General features: G+C 71.8%; 18 protein-coding genes. 10 read left to right on the forward strand and 8 right to left on the reverse strand.

Features of this window, described 5'->3' with window-relative positions; all coding sequences use genetic code 11:
• Positions 1 to 31: 31 nt before the first annotated feature.
• Complete coding sequence (locus ACFWU3_RS01510; protein ID WP_313944502.1) at positions 32 to 469, reverse strand: gamma-glutamylcyclotransferase; 438 nt, start codon at positions 467 to 469, stop codon at positions 32 to 34.
• A gap of 564 nt (positions 470 to 1,033) precedes the next feature.
• Here ACFWU3_RS01510 and ACFWU3_RS01515 point away from each other — a divergent pair.
• Both ACFWU3_RS01515 and ACFWU3_RS01520 read left to right on the forward strand, forming a co-directional pair.
• Complete coding sequence (locus ACFWU3_RS01515; protein ID WP_313944501.1) at positions 1,034 to 2,473, forward strand: NAD(P)H-quinone dehydrogenase; 1,440 nt, start codon at positions 1,034 to 1,036, stop codon at positions 2,471 to 2,473.
• A 143-nt stretch (positions 2,474 to 2,616) separates the two neighbouring features.
• Positions 2,617 to 3,570, forward strand: a complete 954-nt coding sequence (locus ACFWU3_RS01520; RefSeq protein WP_313944500.1) for a DeoR/GlpR family DNA-binding transcription regulator — start codon at positions 2,617 to 2,619, stop codon at positions 3,568 to 3,570.
• Between the two features lie 68 nt (positions 3,571 to 3,638).
• Here ACFWU3_RS01520 and ACFWU3_RS01525 read toward each other — a convergent pair whose 3' ends face one another.
• Together ACFWU3_RS01525 and ACFWU3_RS01530 are read right to left on the reverse strand one after the other, a co-directional pair.
• Positions 3,639 to 4,229 carry a TetR/AcrR family transcriptional regulator gene (locus tag ACFWU3_RS01525; protein ID WP_384429453.1) on the reverse strand — a complete coding sequence of 197 codons (591 nt, stop codon included), beginning with the start codon at positions 4,227 to 4,229 and terminating at the stop codon, positions 3,639 to 3,641.
• 137 nt (positions 4,230 to 4,366) lie between these two features.
• Positions 4,367 to 6,121 carry a biotin carboxylase N-terminal domain-containing protein gene (locus ACFWU3_RS01530; protein WP_384429456.1) on the reverse strand — a complete coding sequence of 585 codons (1,755 nt, stop codon included), beginning with the start codon at positions 6,119 to 6,121 and terminating at the stop codon, positions 4,367 to 4,369.
• Positions 6,122 to 6,480: 359 nt separating this feature from the next.
• Here ACFWU3_RS01530 and ACFWU3_RS01535 point away from each other — a divergent pair, with 359 nt between their 5' ends.
• Positions 6,481 to 6,939, forward strand: coding sequence for a hypothetical protein (locus tag ACFWU3_RS01535; protein ID WP_384429459.1), 459 nt, complete (start codon positions 6,481 to 6,483; stop codon positions 6,937 to 6,939).
• A 179-nt stretch (positions 6,940 to 7,118) separates the two neighbouring features.
• Here ACFWU3_RS01535 and ACFWU3_RS01540 read toward each other — a convergent pair whose 3' ends face one another.
• Positions 7,119 to 7,724, reverse strand: coding sequence for a nucleoside triphosphate pyrophosphatase (locus ACFWU3_RS01540; protein ID WP_352205831.1), 606 nt, complete (start codon positions 7,722 to 7,724; stop codon positions 7,119 to 7,121).
• Positions 7,725 to 7,744: 20 nt separating this feature from the next.
• Positions 7,745 to 7,873, reverse strand: a complete 129-nt coding sequence (gene mmpB, locus ACFWU3_RS01545; protein ID WP_384429462.1) for a morphogenic membrane protein MmpB — start codon at positions 7,871 to 7,873, stop codon at positions 7,745 to 7,747.
• A 214-nt stretch (positions 7,874 to 8,087) separates the two neighbouring features.
• Here mmpB and ACFWU3_RS01550 point away from each other — a divergent pair, with 214 nt between their 5' ends.
• Positions 8,088 to 9,362, forward strand: a complete 1,275-nt coding sequence (locus tag ACFWU3_RS01550; protein ID WP_384429464.1) for an SGNH/GDSL hydrolase family protein — start codon at positions 8,088 to 8,090, stop codon at positions 9,360 to 9,362.
• A gap of 14 nt (positions 9,363 to 9,376) precedes the next feature.
• Here ACFWU3_RS01550 and ACFWU3_RS01555 read toward each other — a convergent pair whose 3' ends face one another.
• Both ACFWU3_RS01555 and ACFWU3_RS01560 read right to left on the reverse strand, forming a co-directional pair.
• Positions 9,377 to 9,583 carry an acyl-CoA carboxylase epsilon subunit gene (locus ACFWU3_RS01555; RefSeq protein ID WP_384429467.1) on the reverse strand — a complete coding sequence of 69 codons (207 nt, stop codon included), beginning with the start codon at positions 9,581 to 9,583 and terminating at the stop codon, positions 9,377 to 9,379.
• A gap of 14 nt (positions 9,584 to 9,597) precedes the next feature.
• The gene (locus tag ACFWU3_RS01560; RefSeq protein WP_384429470.1) at positions 9,598 to 11,208 is read right to left on the reverse strand and encodes an acyl-CoA carboxylase subunit beta; all 1,611 of its coding nucleotides are present in this window, start codon (positions 11,206 to 11,208) and stop codon (positions 9,598 to 9,600) included.
• 109 nt (positions 11,209 to 11,317) lie between these two features.
• Here ACFWU3_RS01560 and ACFWU3_RS01565 point away from each other — a divergent pair, with 109 nt between their 5' ends.
• The 5 genes from ACFWU3_RS01565 to hutH all read left to right on the forward strand — a co-directional run bounded on the left by ACFWU3_RS01565 (position 11,318) and on the right by hutH (position 17,329).
• Entirely contained in the window at positions 11,318 to 12,175 is an 858-nt protein-coding gene (locus tag ACFWU3_RS01565; protein ID WP_384429473.1) for a biotin--[acetyl-CoA-carboxylase] ligase, read from the forward strand.
• Positions 12,176 to 12,448: 273 nt separating this feature from the next.
• Complete coding sequence (locus ACFWU3_RS01570) at positions 12,449 to 13,543, forward strand: adenylate/guanylate cyclase domain-containing protein (RefSeq protein ID WP_327686767.1); 1,095 nt, start codon at positions 12,449 to 12,451, stop codon at positions 13,541 to 13,543.
• Between the two features lie 91 nt (positions 13,544 to 13,634).
• Complete coding sequence (locus ACFWU3_RS01575) at positions 13,635 to 14,429, forward strand: enoyl-CoA hydratase-related protein (RefSeq protein WP_328861563.1); 795 nt, start codon at positions 13,635 to 13,637, stop codon at positions 14,427 to 14,429.
• Positions 14,430 to 14,491: 62 nt separating this feature from the next.
• Positions 14,492 to 15,655, forward strand: coding sequence for a diguanylate cyclase domain-containing protein (locus ACFWU3_RS01580; protein WP_384429476.1), 1,164 nt, complete (start codon positions 14,492 to 14,494; stop codon positions 15,653 to 15,655).
• Between the two features lie 132 nt (positions 15,656 to 15,787).
• On the forward strand, positions 15,788 to 17,329 hold the full coding sequence (gene hutH / locus ACFWU3_RS01585; protein ID WP_384429592.1) for a histidine ammonia-lyase: 1,542 nt from the start codon (positions 15,788 to 15,790) through the stop codon (positions 17,327 to 17,329).
• A gap of 59 nt (positions 17,330 to 17,388) precedes the next feature.
• Here hutH and ACFWU3_RS01590 read toward each other — a convergent pair whose 3' ends face one another.
• Positions 17,389 to 17,679, reverse strand: a complete 291-nt coding sequence (locus tag ACFWU3_RS01590) for a hypothetical protein (protein ID WP_384429479.1) — start codon at positions 17,677 to 17,679, stop codon at positions 17,389 to 17,391.
• A gap of 107 nt (positions 17,680 to 17,786) precedes the next feature.
• Between ACFWU3_RS01590 and ACFWU3_RS01595 the strand changes: the two genes are divergently transcribed.
• On the forward strand, positions 17,787 to 18,173 hold the full coding sequence (locus tag ACFWU3_RS01595) for a hypothetical protein (protein WP_384429481.1): 387 nt from the start codon (positions 17,787 to 17,789) through the stop codon (positions 18,171 to 18,173).
• The last annotated feature ends 198 nt before the right edge of the window (positions 18,174 to 18,371 follow it).

Raw genomic sequence — 18,371 nt, forward strand, 5'->3', positions numbered from 1 at the left:
TCCGTGTCCGGCCCGGTGCCCGGCGCGGCCGTCAGCAGGGCCGCTTCCGCAGCTCCATCACATAGTCATGAGGCGCCCCGGCCGAGTCGGCCGCGTCCGCGAGCTCGCCGAGATAGCGCGCCGACGGCAGGCCGCCCTCGTAGCCGTTCAGCACGTACACCCAGGCCGGCTCCTCGCCGTCCAGGGTGTCCACGCGGACCCGCATCCGCCGGTAGATGTCCATGCCGACACCCTCCCAGCGGTCCATCGAGTCCTCGTCCATCGGGGCGATGTCGTACAGCGCGACGAAGACCTGGGAACGCGGCGCCTCCACGATCGTGGCCAGCGCTCCCTCCCAGCCCATCTGCTCGCCGCCGAACGTCAGCCGGTGGCCGTTCAGCCAGCCGGTGCCGCGCAGCGGGGAGTGCGGGGCGCGGCGGGACATCAGCCGCGCGTCGAGGTTGCCGGCGTACGCGGCGTAGAGCGACATGGGATTGAGGGTACGGGAGGGGCACGGGTGCGGGCTCGTGCGGGCGAGGTGGGGCGGGGGGTGTGGTGGGTTCTGTCCGGTGGGGGGACGGCGGAGGTGGGGGTCCCCTGGCGGGTGCCTGGGGGACGGGTTCTTGTTCGGCGTCGGGTCCGGGGGCGGGTGCCTGGGGCGTCGGGTTCTTGTCGGGCGTCGGGTCCCTGGGCCGGGCGTGTGCCTGGGGCGTCGGGTTCCTGTCCGGCGTCGGGTCCGGGGGCCCTCCGGGCTCGACTCCTCGGGGTCGGCGGCGTACAGCTGTGTTGCATTGCGTACCCGGGTGTTGCCGCCGATCCCCTGCGGGGACGACCCTGCACGCCCCCTCCCGGGGGTCGAGGGCGGGTGCGAGTCCTGGGGACGAGCTGGGCGGGTGGGCGGTCGGGGGATCTTCCGGGACACTCGGGGTGGACGCCTTCCCCCATGGGAGGCCCCGGGAGTGAGCGGGTTGAAGCGTGCGGGACAATGGAGTACGTACTCCAGCCCAGCGGGACACCCCACCCGGCAGTAACGAGAGCGCGAGGCGTAACCCCTGTGACCCGGATCGTGATCATCGGCGGCGGACCCGGCGGATACGAGGCGGCCCTGGTGGGCGCCCAACTCGGCGCGGAGGTGACCGTCGTGGACTGCGACGGCCTCGGCGGCGCATCCGTACTGACGGACTGTGTGCCCTCCAAGACCCTCATCGCCACGGCCGAGGTGATGACCACCTTCGACTCCTCGTACGAGGAACTGGGCATCATCGTCGCCGACGACACCCCGCACATCGAGCAGGCCGCCCGGGTGGTCGGCGTGGACCTCGGCAAGGTCAACCGCCGTGTGAAGCGTCTCGCTCTCGCCCAGTCCCACGACATCACCGCCTCCGTCACCCGGGCAGGCGCACGCGTGATGCGGGGCCGCGGCCGGCTGGAGGGCCAGCAGGCGATGGACGGGTCCCGCAAGGTGATCGTGCGCGCCGCCGACGGGAGCGAGGAGACGCTCACCGCCGACGCCGTGCTCATCGCGACCGGTGGCCACCCCCGGGAGATCCCGGACGCCCTCCCCGACGGAGAGCGCATTCTGAACTGGACGCAGGTGTACGACCTGGACGAGCTCCCCGAGGAGCTCATCGTGGTCGGCTCCGGTGTCACCGGTGCCGAGTTCGCCGGTGCCTACCAGGCGCTCGGCTCCCGGGTCACCCTCGTCTCCTCCCGCGACCGCGTGCTGCCCGGTGAGGACCCGGACGCCGCCGCGGTCCTCGAGGACGTCTTCCGCCGCCGCGGCATGAACGTCATGGCCCGCTCCCGCGCCGAGTCCGCGAAGCGCGTCGGCGACCGGGTCGAGGTCACGCTCTCCGACGGCCGGGTCATCTCCGGCTCGCACTGTCTGATGGCGGTCGGCGCGATCCCCAACTCCGCGGGCATGGGCCTGGAGGACGCGGGCGTACGGCTCAGGGACTCGGGACACATCTGGACCGACAAGGTCTCGCGCACCAGTGCCCCGGGCGTGTACGCGGCCGGTGACGTCACCGGCGTCTTCGCGCTCGCCTCGGTCGCCGCCATGCAGGGCCGGATCGCGATGTACCACTTCCTCGGTGACGCGGTGCAGCCCCTCAACCTCAAGACGGTCTCGTCGAACGTCTTCACCGACCCGGAGATCGCGACCGTCGGCTACACGCAGGCCGACGTGGACGCGGGCAAGATCGACGCCCGTTCGGTGAAACTCCCGCTGCTGCGCAACCCGCGCGCGAAGATGCAGGGCATCCGCGACGGTTTCGTCAAGATCTTCTGCCGTCCGGGCACGGGCATCGTGGTCGGCGGCTGTGTGGTGGCGCCGCGTGCGAGCGAGCTCATCCATCCCATCTCGATCGCGGTCGACAACAATCTGACGGTCGAACAGATCGCAAACGCTTTCACCGTGTACCCCTCTCTGTCGGGGTCGATCGCGGAGGTGGCACGCCAGTTGCACACCCGGAAGACGGCCGGCGAGGCGTAAATCCGAAGAACCCCGGGCACTTGGCGCACCGGCGGTCAACTTCTGCTCCGCCTATACCACTTGCCGAACTCCGATTTGGGCAACTTCTGCTATTCGGCGCATAGTGCTGAAAACTATCGGCCGGTGGGGTTACTGTCAGTTTCGTGTTCGCTGCAGAACGTCGCCAATTGATCCTCGAAATGGTGCGCGCCAACGGAGCCGTGTCGCTCCGTGAGCTCGCCCGCGTCGTCCAGACCTCCGAAGTGACCGTACGTCGGGACGTGCGGGCGCTGGAGGCAGAAGGACTCCTCGACCGCCGCCACGGCGGTGCGGTACTGCCGGGTGGATTCACCAGAGAGTCCGGCTTCCCGCAGAAATCCCTGTCCGCCACCGCGGAGAAGACGGCCATCGCCGACCTCGCCGCGGGCCTCGTCGAAGAAGGCGAGGCCATCGTCGTCGGCGCCGGTACGACCACGCAGGAGCTGGCCCGCCGGCTCGCGCGTGTTCCGGGGCTGACCGTCGTCACCAACTCCCTGCTGGTCGCCCAGGCGCTGGCCCATGCCAACCGCGTCGAGGTCGTCATGACCGGCGGGACCCTGCGTGGCTCGAACTACGCGCTGGTCGGCAGTGGGGCGGAACAGTCGCTCCAGGGACTGCGGGTCTCCCGTGCCTTCCTGTCCGGGAGCGGGCTCACCGCCGAGCGCGGTCTGTCCACCTCCAACATGCTCTCCGCGAGCGTCGACCGGGCGCTGGTGCAGGCCGCCGCCGAGGTGGTGGTCCTCGCGGACCACACCAAGCTGGGCACCGACACCATGTTCCAGACCGTGCCGACGGACGTGATCACCAGGCTGGTCACGGACGAGCCGCCGGCCCATGACGACCGCGCGGCCACCGAGCTCCAGGCGCTCGCCGACCAGGGGGTGCAGATCGCCGTGGCCGGTGCGGCAGGGGCCGCCGAGACGGCCCCCGGCCGCCCGCCCCGCCGTGATGTGCCGCTCCCGGGACAGCGCCGCACCCGCGGCGGGCCGGGGCATCAGCTGCGCAGCGCGGCCGGAGCGCTCGCGCCCGACCCCGGTGTGGAGCGGGCGGCGAGGGTGGCGGACCTCCGCCGCCGGTAGGCCTTCCGTGCGCGGGCCGTGTCCGGCGCCCGAGCCCGGCCCCGAGGTCGGTGCACGAGTCCGGCGTACTACGGGCGCTCCGGCCGCAGGCCCTTCAGGGTGAGCAGCAGGAGCCGGTCCGCCAGTTCGGGGTCGTCGGGTGTCTGCTCCGCTGCCAGCGCGATCGCGTTGGTCAGCTGCATCAGATCCGCGATCGAGACGTCCGGGCGCACGGCGCCGCTCTCCTGCGCCCGTACCAGCAATTCGTTGCCCGCCTCGCGCAGTGGCTCACAGGACTGCGAGAGTGCCGAACTCCGGTCGTGGGACGCCGACATGAGCGCCCTGGAGAGGCCCCGGTACTCACCCGCATGAGTGATGATGGCGCGCAGCCACTCCACCAGCGCCGTGCACGGCCGCTCCGCGCCGGCCAGTTCGCGGGAGCGCTCCAGCAGTGACGCGAGCGCGTCCTGGAAGACCGCGTTCATCATCGCGTGACGGTTGGGGAAGTGCCGGTACAGCGTGCCGATTCCGACCCCCGACCGGCGGGCGATCTCCTCCAGCGAGGCGTCGGTGCCGTGCTCGGCGAAGGCGGCACGGGCCTCGCCGAGCAGCCGTTCGTAGTTCCGGCGCGCGTCCGCCCGCCTCGGCCGTGCCGAGGCCGCTGTCGTACTCGTGGTCATCGTGCCGTCCTCCCTGGGCCGCACCGGTCTCCAGGATGCCACCGAGCGGCCGGCGGCTTCCCGGGTGCGGAGACGGGACCGCCCCGCCGGTCCGGGGACTCGGCGGGGCGGGATCCGCACCTGTGTACTACGGGACGTCAGTCCTTGATCTCGCAGATGGCCGCGCCGGACGAGACGGAGGCTCCGACCTCGGCGGCGAGGCCCTTGATGGTGCCCGCGCGGTGCGCGTTCAGGGGCTGCTCCATCTTCATGGCCTCCAGGACGACGATCAGGTCGCCCTCCTTGACCTCCTGGCCCTCCTCGACCGCGATCTTGACGATCGTGCCCTGCATCGGGGACGCGAGGGTGTCGCCGGAGGCGGCGGACGCGGACTTCTTCGCGGCACGGCGCTTGGGCTTGGCGCCCGCGGCCAGACCGGTGCGGGCCAGCGACATGCCGAGGGAGACCGGCAGCGAGACTTCGAGGCGCTTCCCGCCGACCTCGACGACGACCGTCTCGCGGCCCGGCTCGTCCTCGACCTCGGCCTCCGCCGGGGCGGCGAACGCGGGGATCTCGTTGACGAACTCGGTCTCGATCCAGCGGGTGTGGACGCGGAACGGGTCGCTCGTGAACGCCGGGTCGCGGACGACCGCACGGTGGAACGGGATGGCCGTGGCCATGCCTTCCACCGTGAACTCGTCCAGCGCACGCGCGGCACGCTGGAGCGCCTGCTCACGGCTGGCGCCGGAGACGATCAGCTTGGCCAGCAGGGAGTCCCACGCCGGGCCGATCACGCTGCCGGACTCCACACCCGCGTCCAGGCGGACACCGGGGCCCGAGGGCGGGGCGAAGGTGGTCACCGTGCCGGGTGCGGGCAGGAAGCCCCGGCCCGGGTCCTCGCCGTTGATGCGGAACTCGAAGGAGTGGCCGCGCACCTCCGGGTCGCCGTAGCCGAGCTCCTCGCCGTCGGCGACGCGGAACATCTCGCGCACCAGGTCGATGCCGGTGACCTCTTCGGTGACCGGGTGCTCGACCTGGAGACGGGTGTTGACCTCCAGGAAGGAGATCGTGCCGTCGACACCGACGAGGAACTCCACCGTGCCGGCGCCGACGTAGCCGGCCTCCTTGAGGATGGCCTTCGACGCGGCGTACAGCTCGGCGTTCTGCTCGTCCGTCAGGAACGGCGCGGGCGCCTCCTCCACCAGCTTCTGGTGGCGGCGCTGGAGCGAGCAGTCACGGGTCGAGACGACCACGACGTTGCCGTGCTGGTCGGCCAGGCACTGGGTCTCGACGTGCCGCGGCTTGTCCAGGTAACGCTCGACGAAGCACTCGCCGCGACCGAAGGCGGCGACCGCCTCGCGGACCGCGGAGTCGTACAGCTCCGGCACCTCTTCCAAAGTGCGGGCGACCTTCAGACCGCGACCGCCGCCGCCGAAGGCGGCCTTGATCGCGATCGGCAGGCCGTGCTCCTTGGCGAACGCGACGACCTCGTCGGCGCCGGAGACCGGGTCGGGCGTGCCGGCCACCAGCGGAGCGCCGGCGCGCTGAGCGATGTGACGGGCGGCGACCTTGTCACCCAGATCGCGGATCGCCTGCGGCGGCGGGCCGATCCAGGTCAGCCCGGCGTCCAGCACTGCCTGCGCGAACTCGGCGTTCTCGGAGAGGAAGCCGTATCCAGGATGGATGGCGTCCGCACCGGAGTCCTTCGCGGCCTGAAGGACCTTGGCCATGTCCAGATAGCTGGCTGCCGGAGTGTCACCGCCCAGGGCGAACGCTTCGTCTGCCGCGCGGACGTGCAGAGCGTCCCGGTCCGGATCGGCGTAGACGGCTACGCTCGCGATCCCGGCGTCCCGGCAGGCCCGGGCAACACGGACAGCGATTTCGCCTCGGTTGGCGATGAGCACCTTGCGCACGATGGCTCCCTCCTTGAAACAAGCTGAGTTTAGGGACAGCCGACACGGCCTTTCGACCCGTCCCCAATGGTGAGCTTGCCCACACGGAGCGTGATTCGAGGCTCGCCCCAGTCGCGAAATCCCTTGTCGCACCACGGTACGACGGGTTTCCTCCTCGCACAGTAGCCCTCTTGTGTGGCGCAGGTCTCTGTTCGTGGAGCCAGCGGCCGAACGGGTTTCTTTGTGGAGTCCCTACGAATGGGCGAATGATTCTTTGCCGCGCGACCGAGCGTGCCGAGACCCTTGTCCTGCCATTTACCCGTTAGTAGCGTTCGCGCTGTCGTACGTACTTCCGGTAACTGAGGGTTGGGGGCGCCGTGATGCGCAGAACGGTGGCCGTGGTGGCCGCGGCTGTACTGCTGATGGAGGCCGTGGGCTTCGTCGTCGTCAACGGCATCCTCGCCACGTTCGTGGACGGTCAGGACATGTCCCTCGCGGGGATGGACCCGGACGCGATGGTCACCGGCACCTGGGCGATGGGGATCGTGTTCGGCCTCTACCTGGCGGCCTGCGCCGTCGTGGCCCTGGTGGCCGGGGTGCGCGACCGGGCGCCGGGGCGCTTCGGGCGCATCCTGCTGATCACCGCGGCGGTGACGCACGGCGTGCTCGGCGCGCTGACCGTGGGGCTGGTGGGCTGGTCCGCCTTCGCGTTCATGATGGTCGTGCTCGCGCTGATCGTGATGGTGCTGGTCTTCTTCGGCAGGGAGCGCACACCGCGTGACGCGAAGCCGGCGCCGCAGGCCGGGCCCGCGCCGACGAACGGTGCCGCGCCGGCCTGACACCGGCCGGCGGACCTGTCAGTCCTGGCGGGATCCGTCAGGACCGGCACGCCTCTGTCAGGGGGTGTCAGGCTCGTTCACCGGCGGCCGCCGCGGGCGTCTTCGGGGCGCCCGGGCAGTGCGGCTCCGGGGGCCGGCCGGTCGGGGTCCGGGTCCGGCCGTGAGGATGCGGGGTCCGATCAGGCCCACAGGTCCGTGATCGAGTAGCCCAGTTCGGCCAGCAGCCCGCGCAGCAGTGGCAGGGACAGGCCGATGACGTTGCTGTGGTCGCCCTCGATCCCCTCGATGAACGGCGCCGAGCGGCCGTCGAGGGTGAACGCGCCCGCCACGTGCAGCGGTTCGCCGCTCGCCACGTACGCGGCGACCTCGGCGTCCGACGGTTCACCGAAGCGGACCGTGGTCGACGCGGTGGCGGACGCGATCCGGCCCGTCGTGGTGTCGGTGACGCAGTGACCGGTCTGCAGCACGCCCGAGCGTCCGCGCATCGCCTTCCAGCGGGCCGTGGCCTCTTCCTCGTCGACGGGTTTGCCGAGGGCCTCGCCGCCGAGTTCGAGGACCGAGTCGCAGCCGATGACCAGGGCGCCGGCGGCTTCGGGGCGCGCGGCGACGACGGCCGCCTTGGCCTCGGCGAGTACGAGGGCGAGTTCGGCGGGGGTCGGGGCGCTCAGGGCGTCCTCGTCGACACCGCTGACGATCACCTCGGGCGCGAGCCCGGCCTGGCGCAGCAGATTCAGGCGGGCGGGGGAGGCGGAGGCCAGAACAAGGCGGGGGGCTTGGACGGTCATGGCGCCATCGTAGGCGGCGCTCAGTGCAGGCCGACCACAAACATCGCAAGCACCATGGCCAACGCCAGCACCAGACCGACGCGGCGCATCATCGCCTGGGTCTGGCGCAGTTCCTCGGGGGGTTCGTTCTCCGGGTCGGACCACAGCATGCTTCCGATCCTGCGGCCGGACGGCCCTCCGGCGCCTGAGTACGGATACTCAACGGCCTGGGTACGGGCGAATCGTTCATGATGACCCCGCCGGCCCGCCCCAGCCCTAAATGGGCTTGCTGTTCCATTAGGACTCCCCATGGTGCTACCTTTGCCTCATCGCTTAATGGAACTCTCGACCCGTTAGGGCTCGGGATCGGGAAGGAGCACCGCCATGCACCGGTATCTGCGCCGTGCCGTCGCCCCGCTCGCCGCCGTCGCCGTGGGGCTCGGCCTCGTCGCCGGCACGGACGCCCGGGCCGCGGCGCCCACCCGCGACGACACCCGTCACCCCCACTGGACGGCGGCCTGGGCCGCCTCGCCGCAAGCCCCCAGTACCGGCTTCACGCCGAACTGGTCCCAGGAGGGCTTCTCCCGGCAGACCGTCCGCCAGGTCGTCCGGGTCACCGCGGGCGGCGACCGGATCAGAATCCGGCTGTCCAACGCCTACGGCACCTCCCCGCTGCACCTCACGGGTGCCACCGTCGCCCGCGCGGGCGGGGGCGCGTCGGTGCGGCCCGGCTCGGTGCGCACTCTCACCTTCGGCGGCAGCCGCTCGGTCTCGATTCCCGCGCACGGCGAACTGCGCAGCGACGCGGCCCGGTTGCCGCTGACGTCGCTGGAGCCGGTCACCGTGACGCTGTACTTCGCCGGCACCACGGGGCCCGCGACCTTCCACGCCCAGGGCTGGACCGACACGTACCGCGCCGCCGGGGACCGCCGCGCGGACACCTCGGGCGCCCGCTTCACCGAGGTCACGCAGTCCTGGTACTACCTCTCCGGCGTCGAGGTGGCGGGCAACGCGCGGCCCGCCCACGGCGGCGGCATCGTGCTCTTCGGCGACTCCGTCACCGACGGCTTCGGGTCCACGCCGGGCGCCGACCGGCGCTGGTCCGACGCCCTCGCCGAACGCGTCGGCCGGCCCGTCCTCAACGCGGGCATCGGCGGCAATCTCGTCCTCAACGACTCCGCCTGGTACGGCGAGCGGGCCACCGCGCGCTTCCGCCGTGACGCCCTCGACCAGCCCGGCGTCTCCACCGTCGTCCTGCTCCAGGGCCTCAACGACATCGGCTTCAGCGAGGCGGAGGACCAGCCCACGTACAAGCCCGCCCCGGTCGTGCCGGCGGCCGAGCTGATCGCCGGGTACCGCGAGCTGATACGGCAGGCCCACACCCGCGGGGTGGAGATCGTGGGCGCGACGCTGCTGCCGCTGAAGGGCTCCGACCACTGGGGGCCGCACTCGGCGCGCGTCAGCGACGCGGTCAACCGCTGGATCCGTACGTCGGGGGAGTTCGACGCCGTCGTCGACCTCGACCGGGCGCTGGCCGATCCGGCGGACCCGGACCGGCTCGCCCCTGTCTACGACCACGGCGACGCGCTGCACCCCAACGACGCCGGCTACCTCCGCATGGCGGCGGAGGCAGCCGGGGTGCTGTCACGGTCCCGGTGAGCCGGGAGCCCCGGTCAGACCGGCCAGAAGGTGCGGGCCCACGCCCGCGGACCGGGCAGCGGACGGCGGCTGCGGGCGATCCTCGCCGGGTCCGACCACTGCTCGGCCGGCGCCACGTCACCCTCCGGTGCTGAGGCCGACGCCGCGGCGCGGGCCCGGACCACCGCCAGGGCGGCGGCCAGTTCCTCGGGGGTCGGGTTTCCTCGTACGACCTTGATCATCGTCAGGTCCCTTCCTAGAGGGGGATGTTGCCGTGCTTCTTCGGCGGGAGGTTCTCCCGCTTGGTGCGCAGTTGACGCAGTCCCTTCACGACCTGCGACCGGGTGTCCGACGGCATGACCACGGCATCGATGTAGCCGCGCTCGGCCGCCGTGTAGGGGTTGAGCAGCGCGTCCTCGTACTCCTCGATCAGCCGGGCGCGCGCGGCCTCCTGGGCCGCCTCGTCGCCGGCGGCCGCGATCGTGCGGCGGTGGAGGATGTTCACCGCGCCCTGCGCGCCCATCACGGCGATCTGCGCGGTCGGCCAGGCGAGGTTCAGGTCGGCGCCCAGGTGCTTGGAGCCCATGACGTCGTACGCGCCGCCGAACGCCTTCCGCGTGATCACCGTGATCAGCGGGACGGTGGCCTCCGCGTACGCGTAGATCAGCTTGGCGCCGCGGCGGATGATGCCGCCGTACTCCTGGTCGACACCGGGCAGGAAGCCGGGGACGTCGACGAAGGTCAGCACCGGCACGTTGAACGCGTCGCAGGTGCGCACGAAACGGGCGGCCTTCTCGGAGGCGTTGATGTCGAGACAGCCGGCGAACTGCATCGGCTGGTTCGCCACGATGCCCACCGGGAAGCCCTCGACCCGGCCGAACCCGGTGAGGATGTTCGGCGCGAACATCGCCTGGGTCTCCAGGAACTCGCCCTCGTCCAGCACGTGTTCGATGACGGTGTGCATGTCGTACGGCTGGTTCGCCGAGTCCGGGATGAGGACGTCGAGCTCGCGGTCCTCGTCGTTCGTCGCGAGGTCGGCCTCCTCGGGGAAGGCCGGCGGCTCGGAGAGGTTGTTGGACGGCAGGTACGACAGCAGGGACTTGACGTACTCGATGGCGTCCTTCTCGTCGCCCGCCATGTGGTGCGCGACGCCGGAGGTGCTGTTGTGCGTACGGGCGCCGCCGAGGGCCTCGAAGCCGACGTCCTCACCGGTCACGGTCTTGATGACGTCCGGGCCCGTGATGAACATGTGCGAGGTCTGGTCGACCATCACCGTGAAGTCGGTGATCGCGGGGGAGTACACGGCGCCGCCGGCGCACGGTCCGACGACCAGCGAGATCTGCGGGATCACGCCGGAGGCGTGGGTGTTGCGGCGGAAGATCTCGCCGTACATGCCGAGCGCGCTGACGCCCTCCTGGATGCGGGCGCCGCCGGAGTCGTTGATCCCGATGACCGGGCAGCCGGTCTTCAGGGCGAAGTCCATGACCTTGATGATCTTCTGGCCGTAGACCTCGCCGAGCGCACCGCCGAAGACGGTGAAGTCCTGCGAGAACACGGCGACCGGGCGGCCGTCGACCGTGCCGTAGCCGGTGACCACTCCGTCACCGTACGGACGGGTCTCCTCCAGGCCGAAACTGGTGGAGCGGTGCCGGGCGAACTCGTCGAACTCCACGAACGAATCCTCGTCCAGCAGCAGATCGACCCGCTCACGGGCCGTCAACTTGCCCTTGGCATGCTGCTTTTCCACCGCGCGGGCGGAGCCGGCGTGCGTCGCCTCCTCGATGCGGCGCTGCAGGTCCGCGATCTTGCCCGCGGTGGTGTGGCTGCTGGGACTGCTGGAGCTGGCGATCTGTTCCGGCTCGGACATCGGGATGCGGCTCCCTGGCTGATCACGGGGTCGTTGGCTACTGACTCGTAGCGTATCGGCGTGGATACCGTTCGGCAGTGCGTCGTTTACCACACCTAACCTGGCTTGCATGACGTTTGAGAATGCGCCCGGGAGCCGCTGGTCCGACCTGGACCGGCCGCCGCTGAACGCCTCCGCGCTGCGCCGCGCCCTGCTGCAGCCGGGCGGGCTGTGGACTTCGTTCGACATCGTGCCCGCCACCGGGTCGACCAACTCGGATCTGGCGGCGAAAGCGGGCTCCCTGCAGGAAGGGGCCGTACTCGTCGCCGAGGAGCAGACCGCCGGGAGGGGCCGCCTGGACCGCAGCTGGACCGCGCCCGCCCGCTCGGGACTCTTCCTGTCCGTGCTGCTGCGCCCCGGCCCCCAGGTGCCCGTGGAGCGCTACGGATGGCTTCCGCTGCTCACCGGAGTGGCCGTCGCGACGGGGCTCAGCCGGGCCGCCGGGGTGGACATGTCCCTCAAGTGGCCCAACGACCTCCTGGTGACTGTGGGTGGCGAGGAACGCAAGACCGGCGGGATCCTCGCGGAGCGTGCGGGCGACGGCGGCGTGGTGATCGGCATGGGGATCAATGTCACGCTCCGTGAGGAGGAGCTGCCCGTGCCGTCGGCGGGCTCCCTCGGGCTGGCCAACGCCGTCTCCACGGACCGTGACACGCTGCTGCGGGCCGTCCTGCGCTCCCTGGAGCAGTGGTACGGCAAGTGGCGCGAAGCCGGCGGCGACGCGGGACTCTCGGGAGTGCAGGAGGCGTACGCGGCGGGCTGCGCCACGCTGGGCCGCAGGGTCCGCGCGGAGCTGCCCGGGGACCGTTCGGTGACCGGTGAGGCCATCGCCCTGGACGGCGCCGGACGGCTGGTTCTGGCCACCGGCGACGGCACCCGGGAGACGGTCGGCGCGGGCGACATCGTGCACCTGCGGCCGGCCGGCTGAGCCGGTGCGTCGCGCCGCTGAACCAGCCGGGCCACTCGGACGTGAGCCAGGGCACACCTGCCGTATCGTTGAGGCGATCGAGCGACAGATCGGCAGGACAGTGCGCAGGGAACGGGCAGGAGGCGGCTGGTGACCGTCGACGACACCACTTCCGGCGCGGACGATTCCGGCTCCGGTTCCGAGTCCGGGGGGTCCGGGGCGGGCGATTTCGAGTCAGGTTCTCCCGAGTCCGCCGCCGGGGCCGGCAACGCGGCATCCGGCAGTTCCGGGGCAGTGCATCCCACGCCCCACCACGCCGTCGACCACACGGTCGAACCGACCGACGATCCCCTGGCCATCCGGCTGGAACAGCTGATCCTCGGCGCCGAACGGCGCTACACCCCTTTCCAGGCGGCGCGTACCGCGGGCGTCTCCATGGAGCTCGCCTCCCGTTTCTGGCGGGCGATGGGCTTCGCGGACATCGGCCAGGCCAAGGCGCTCACGGAGGCGGACGTCCTCGCGCTGCGCAGGCTCGCCGGTCTCGTCGAGGCCGGCCTGCTGAGCGAGCCCATGGCGGTCCAGGTGGCGCGCTCCACCGGGCAGACCACCGCCCGGCTGGCCGAATGGCAGATCGATTCCTTCCTGGAGGGCCTCACCGAGCCTCCCGAGCCCGGGATGACGCGGACGGAAGTCACCTATCCCCTGGTGGAGCTGCTCCTGCCGGAGCTGGAGGAGTTCCTGATCTACGTCTGGCGACGACAGCTGGCCGCGGCCACCGGACGGGTCGTCCAGGCCGCGGACGACGAGGAGATGGTCGACCGCAGGCTCGCGGTCGGCTTCGCGGACCTCGTCGGCTTCACCCGGCTGACGCGACGCCTGGAGGAAGAGGAACTGGGCGAGCTGGTCGAGGCGTTCGAGACCACGTCCGCCGACCTGGTGGCCGCCCACGGCGGCCGGCTGATCAAGACGCTGGGTGACGAGGTCCTGTACGCGGCGGACGAAGCCGGCACGGCCGCGGAGATCGCCCTGCGGCTCATCGAGACGATGACCCACGACGAGTCGATGCCGGCGCTGCGCGTCGGCATCGCTTTCGGCACGGTCACGACGCGGATGGGCGATGTCTTCGGCACCACGGTCAATCTGGCGAGCCGGCTCACCTCGATAGCGCCGAAGGACGCCGTACTGGTGGACGGGGCGTTCGCCGAGGAGCTGGTGCGGACCGGCGAGGCGCCGGCGTCGGAGGCCGAGGCTGCGGAGGAGGCGACGAAGGCCGAGAAGGAGGGCCGGGAGCCGCCCTCGTACCGTTTCGCGCTCCAGCCGATGTGGCAGCGGCCGGTCCGCGGTCTGGGCGTCGTCGAGCCCTGGCTGCTCTCCCGTCGCCCGCAGTGAGCCTCCCGGGCCCCAGGGACCCGGGCCCCGCACGGCCGGGAACGCCGCGGGCCTATGATCCGGTGAACCGTCGTTAACCGGGAGGGTCCTCATGTCCGAGTCCGAGCAGCGGTTCGGAGAATTCGTCCTCGTCCGCACGCACCAGCACGTCGCCGAGCTCGTCCTCGACCGGCCCAAGGCGATGAACGCCGTCTCCACGGAGATGGCGCGCTCGCTCGCCGCCGCCTGTGACGCCCTCGCCGCCGACCGGGACGTCCGCGTCACCGTGGTCACCTCCTCGAACGACCGCGCCTTCTGCGTCGGCGCCGACCTGAAGGAGCGCAACTCCTTCTCGGACGCCGAGCTGGTCCGGCAGCGGCCGACCGCCCGCGCCGCGTACACCGGCGTGCTGGAGCTGCCGATGCCCACGGTCGCCGCGGTACACGGATACGCGCTCGGCGGAGGGTTCGAGCTGGCTCTGGCCTGCGATCTGATCGTCGCCGACGCGACCGCGGTCGTGGGCCTGCCCGAGGTGTCCGTGGGCGTCATCCCCGGCGGCGGCGGTACGCAGCTGCTGCCGCGCCGGGTGGGGGCCGCCCGCGCCGCCGAGCTGGTGTTCTCCGCACGGCGTGTAGAGGCGGCGGAGGCCCGGGAGTTGGGGCTCGTCGACCAGCTCGCGGAGGACGCCCGCACCGAGGCGCTCGCCCTCGCCGCCCGGATCGCCGCGAACTCGCCCGTGGGGCTGCGCGCCGCCAAGCGGGCCCTGCGCCTCGGGCAGGGGCTCGATCTGCGTGCCGGACTGGAGGTCGAGGACGCGGCCTGGCGCTCGGTCGCCTTCTCCGGGGACCGGGCCGAGGGCGTCGCCGCCTTCAACGAGAAGCGGAAGCCGCAGTGGCCCGGCGAGTGACCCGGAGAATCTCGGCGCACTCCAACTGATCAAATCCTCCCAAACCTCCCTAAGCTGGGTTGATGGCTGAGGATCGGCGGTTGCGAGCGGTGGTGGCGCTGGCGCAGGCGATGGCTGCCGCGCACACCCCGCGCGAGTCGTGGCGTGCGGCGGCGCTGGGCGCGTGTTCCGCGCTGGCGGGCTCCTTCGCGGCGCTGTCCGTGTGGGAGCGGGAGCTCGGGCGGCTCAAGGTGCTCGTGAACGCGGGTGAACGGGCCGTCGGCGAGGAGGAGTTCCCCGAGTCGGAGACCTATCCCGTCAACCGCTTTCCCGAGATCACGGAGTTCCTGCACGAGCAGTGGGCGGGCGGCGGTGAGCCGGACGCCTGGGTGGAGACCGTGGACGGCCCGGCGACGCCGGAGCACGGCTACTGCCACCAGAGGGTGGCGGCCCTGCGCCGGCGCCGCCGCGGCTGCTGCGTCGTGGCGCCGATAGTGCTGCACGGCCGGGCCTGGGGCGAGCTCTATGTCGCCCGTCCGCTCGGCGTCGCCGTCTTCGACCGCCACGACGCCGACTTCGCGACCGTCCTCGCCTCCGTGATCGCCGCCGGGATCGCCCAGACCGAGCGGCTCGAAGAGGTCCGCCGCCTCGCCTTCACCGACCCGCTGACCGGTCTCGCCAACCGCCGTGCCGTCGACACCCGTCTCGACGAGGCGCTGGAGCGCCACCGCGAGGACGATTCCGTCGTCAGCCTGGTGGTCTGTGACCTGAACGGCCTCAAGCGGGTCAACGACACGCACGGTCACGCGGTCGGCGACCGGCTGCTGGAACGATTCGGTTCGGTCCTGTCACTGTGCGGCGCCATGCTGCCCGGGGCGCTCGCGGCCCGGCTCGGCGGCGACGAGTTCTGCCTCGTCGCGGTCGGGCCCTCGTCCGACGAGGTGGTCCGGGTGGCCGACGAACTCTGCGTCCGCGCGGCCGAGTTGGAGCTCGGCGAAGGAGTGGCGTGCGGGGTCGCGTCGACCGGCGACCCGATCGGGCACGTCCGCTCGGGCCGCCGGCTGTTCCGGCTGGCGGACGCGGCCCAGTACCGGGCGAAGGCGGCCCGCTCGCCGAAGCCGGTGGTGGCGGGCCGCGACGGCACGGTGCTGCGCCTCGCGGACGCCCCGCCGCGCTCGCACCAGGACCGCCGCCGTTTCCGGGGGGTGCGGCCGGAAGAGGTCGAGGAGCCCTGGAGCGAGCCGTAGGGCGTGGGCCCTCGCCGCGCGGGGGGCGTGCGGCTCGTGGGGGCGCCGGTGGGGTGCTGGGGGAGTAAGGGGCCCACCCGCCCACCACTAGTGACAGGTTGCGATTCAATCCGTACGCTGCTGAATATGGATATGCATACCGTCGTGGTGGGGACGTCCGGTACCACCGCCGATGACGTCGTCGCCGTGGCCCGCCTGGGCGCCCGTATCGAGATCTCCGCCGAGGCACAGGCCGCCCTCGCCGCCGCCCGCGCCGTCGTGGACACCCTGGCCGCCAAGCCCGAGCCCGTCTACGGGGTCTCCACCGGCTTCGGCGCACTCGCCAGCCGGCACATCAGCCATGAACTCCGCGCCCAGCTCCAGCGCAACATCGTGCGCTCGCACGCCGCCGGCATGGGCCCGCGCGTCGAGCGCGAGGTCGTCCGCGCGCTGATGTTCCTGCGGCTGAAGACCGTCTGCTCCGGGCACACCGGCGTACGCCCCGAGGTCGCCCAGACCATGGCGGACGTGCTGAACGCCGGGATCACGCCCGTCGTGCACGAGTACGGCTCCCTCGGCTGCTCCGGCGACCTCGCGCCGCTGTCCCACTGCGCCCTGACCCTCATGGGCGAGGGCGACGCGGAGGGGCCCGACGGCGTGGTGCGTCCCGCGGGCGAGCTGCTCGCCGAGCACGGCATCGCACCCGTCGAACTCCGCGAGAAGGAGGGCCTCGCCCTCCTGAACGGCACCGACGGCATGCTCGGCATGCTGGTCATGGCGCTCGCCGACCTCCAGCGCCTCTACACCTCGGCCGACATCACCGCCGCGCTCTCGCTGGAGGCGCTCCTCGGCACCGACAAGGTGCTCGCCCCCGAGCTGCACGCCATCCGCCCGCACCCGGGCCAGGGCGTCTCCGCCGCCAACATGAGCGCCGTGCTCAAGGGCTCCGGACTCGTCGGCCACTTCCAGCACGACGAGGCGCCCCGGGTCCAGGACGCCTACTCCGTGCGCTGCGCCCCGCAGGTCGCGGGCGCCGGGCGGGACACCCTCGCGCACGCCCGCCTGGTCGCCGAGCGCGAACTCGCCTCCGCCGTCGACAACCCGGTCGTCCTGCCCGACGGCCGCGTGGAGTCCAACGGCAACTTCCACGGCGCGCCCGTGGCCTACGTCCTCGACTTCCTCGCCATCGTCGCCGCGGACCTCGGCTCCATCGCCGAGCGCCGCACCGACCGGCTGCTCGACAAGAACCGCAGCCACGGGCTGCCGCCGTTCCTCGCCGACGACGCCGGCGTGGACTCGGGCCTGATGATCGCCCAGTACACGCAGGCCGCCCTGGTCAGCGAGATGAAGCGGCTCGCGGTCCCCGCGTCCGCCGACTCGATCCCGTCCTCCGCGATGCAGGAGGACCATGTGTCCATGGGCTGGTCGGCGGCGCGCAAGCTGCGCACCGCGGTCGGCAACCTGAACCGGATCATCGCCGTCGAGCTCTACGCGGCCACCCGCGGTATCGAGCTGCGGCACGGTCTGACCCCCGCGCCCGCCTCGCAGGCCGCCATCGAGGCGCTGCGCGCGGCAGGTGTCCAGGGGCCCGGGCCGGATCGTTTCCTCGCCCCCGACCTGGAGGCGGCGGACGTCTTCGTCCGCGACGGCGGGCTCATCGCCGCCGTGGAACCGGTGACGGGGCCGCTGGCCTGACCACGAGCCCGGCACGAGGCTCACGATGACCCGGGGCGGCGCCCCGGGTCATCCGGCTTTCACAGCGCGGTTGTTGCGCCCGTCGCGCCGGTGGCGCTCCGGCGTATGGAGTAGGTCACGAAGCCCACGCCGAGTCCCAGGAACGTCGTGCCGCCGATGATGTACGGCGTGGTGTCGAAGGTGCCCGTGTCGGCGAGTTTCAGGTCCTGGGGCGTCGCCGCCGCACCGGTCTGCTGTCTGTCCACGCCCTCCCGCTCGGCAGTGGCGTTCGCTGACGGAACGAACCACAGCGCGCAGAGCAGGGTCCCAGCGGCAGTGGCGGTCAGAAGCGGTCGACGTGCGACGGACACGGACTCGATCCCCCTTGAGGCATCCTCGAATTGGCCGGTGCGCTGATGCTAGTGAAAGCAGCGGGTCGTGGGAAAGCCGGGCAGCCGGGAGCCCTACTCTCCGTCGTATGACCACTTCTGAGACATCACGGTATGTGCGCCTGCGGGTGGAATTGGTGCTGGAGATCGGGGAACCCGCATCACTGACCGGCGCCGCGCTGGAGCGGATCGCCTCGGACGAGTACATGCCCGAGGAGGAGCGCGCACACGCGGAGTCGGCGGTGCGCGAGGACGAGGCCGAGGCCGTCGCGTATCTCGTGGACCCGTTCGACCTGGTCGGCGACGTTCCCGGCGTCGAACTGGCGCAGGCGTCCTGGACCAGCGAGCAGATCGAGTACGACCCCGATGCCGAGGAGTGGGACCTCGACGAGGAAGATGGAGAGTACGACGCCGCCGAAGATGCCGACGACGCCGGTGAACCGGACGACGTGGACGCCGGCGGCGGACGCCCGTAGCCTGCTGGACCGGCAGTTTTCCGGACCGGCCGGCCAGAGCCCCGGTTCCACGGGCCGGGGCCCGGCCGGACGGATGCCGCGGGACTGCAACCGGCACCGCTGCGGCTGCGTCGATGAGTGGTGTTCCCCACATCGGTTGGGGATGTGGAACCGGGTAACCCGGATTGGGTGTTTTCCCCAATAGTGCGATCAGGCGAT

It is taken from the genome of Streptomyces sp. NPDC058685, from assembly GCF_042714725.1.
Lineage (GTDB): Bacteria > Actinomycetota > Actinomycetes > Streptomycetales > Streptomycetaceae > Streptomyces.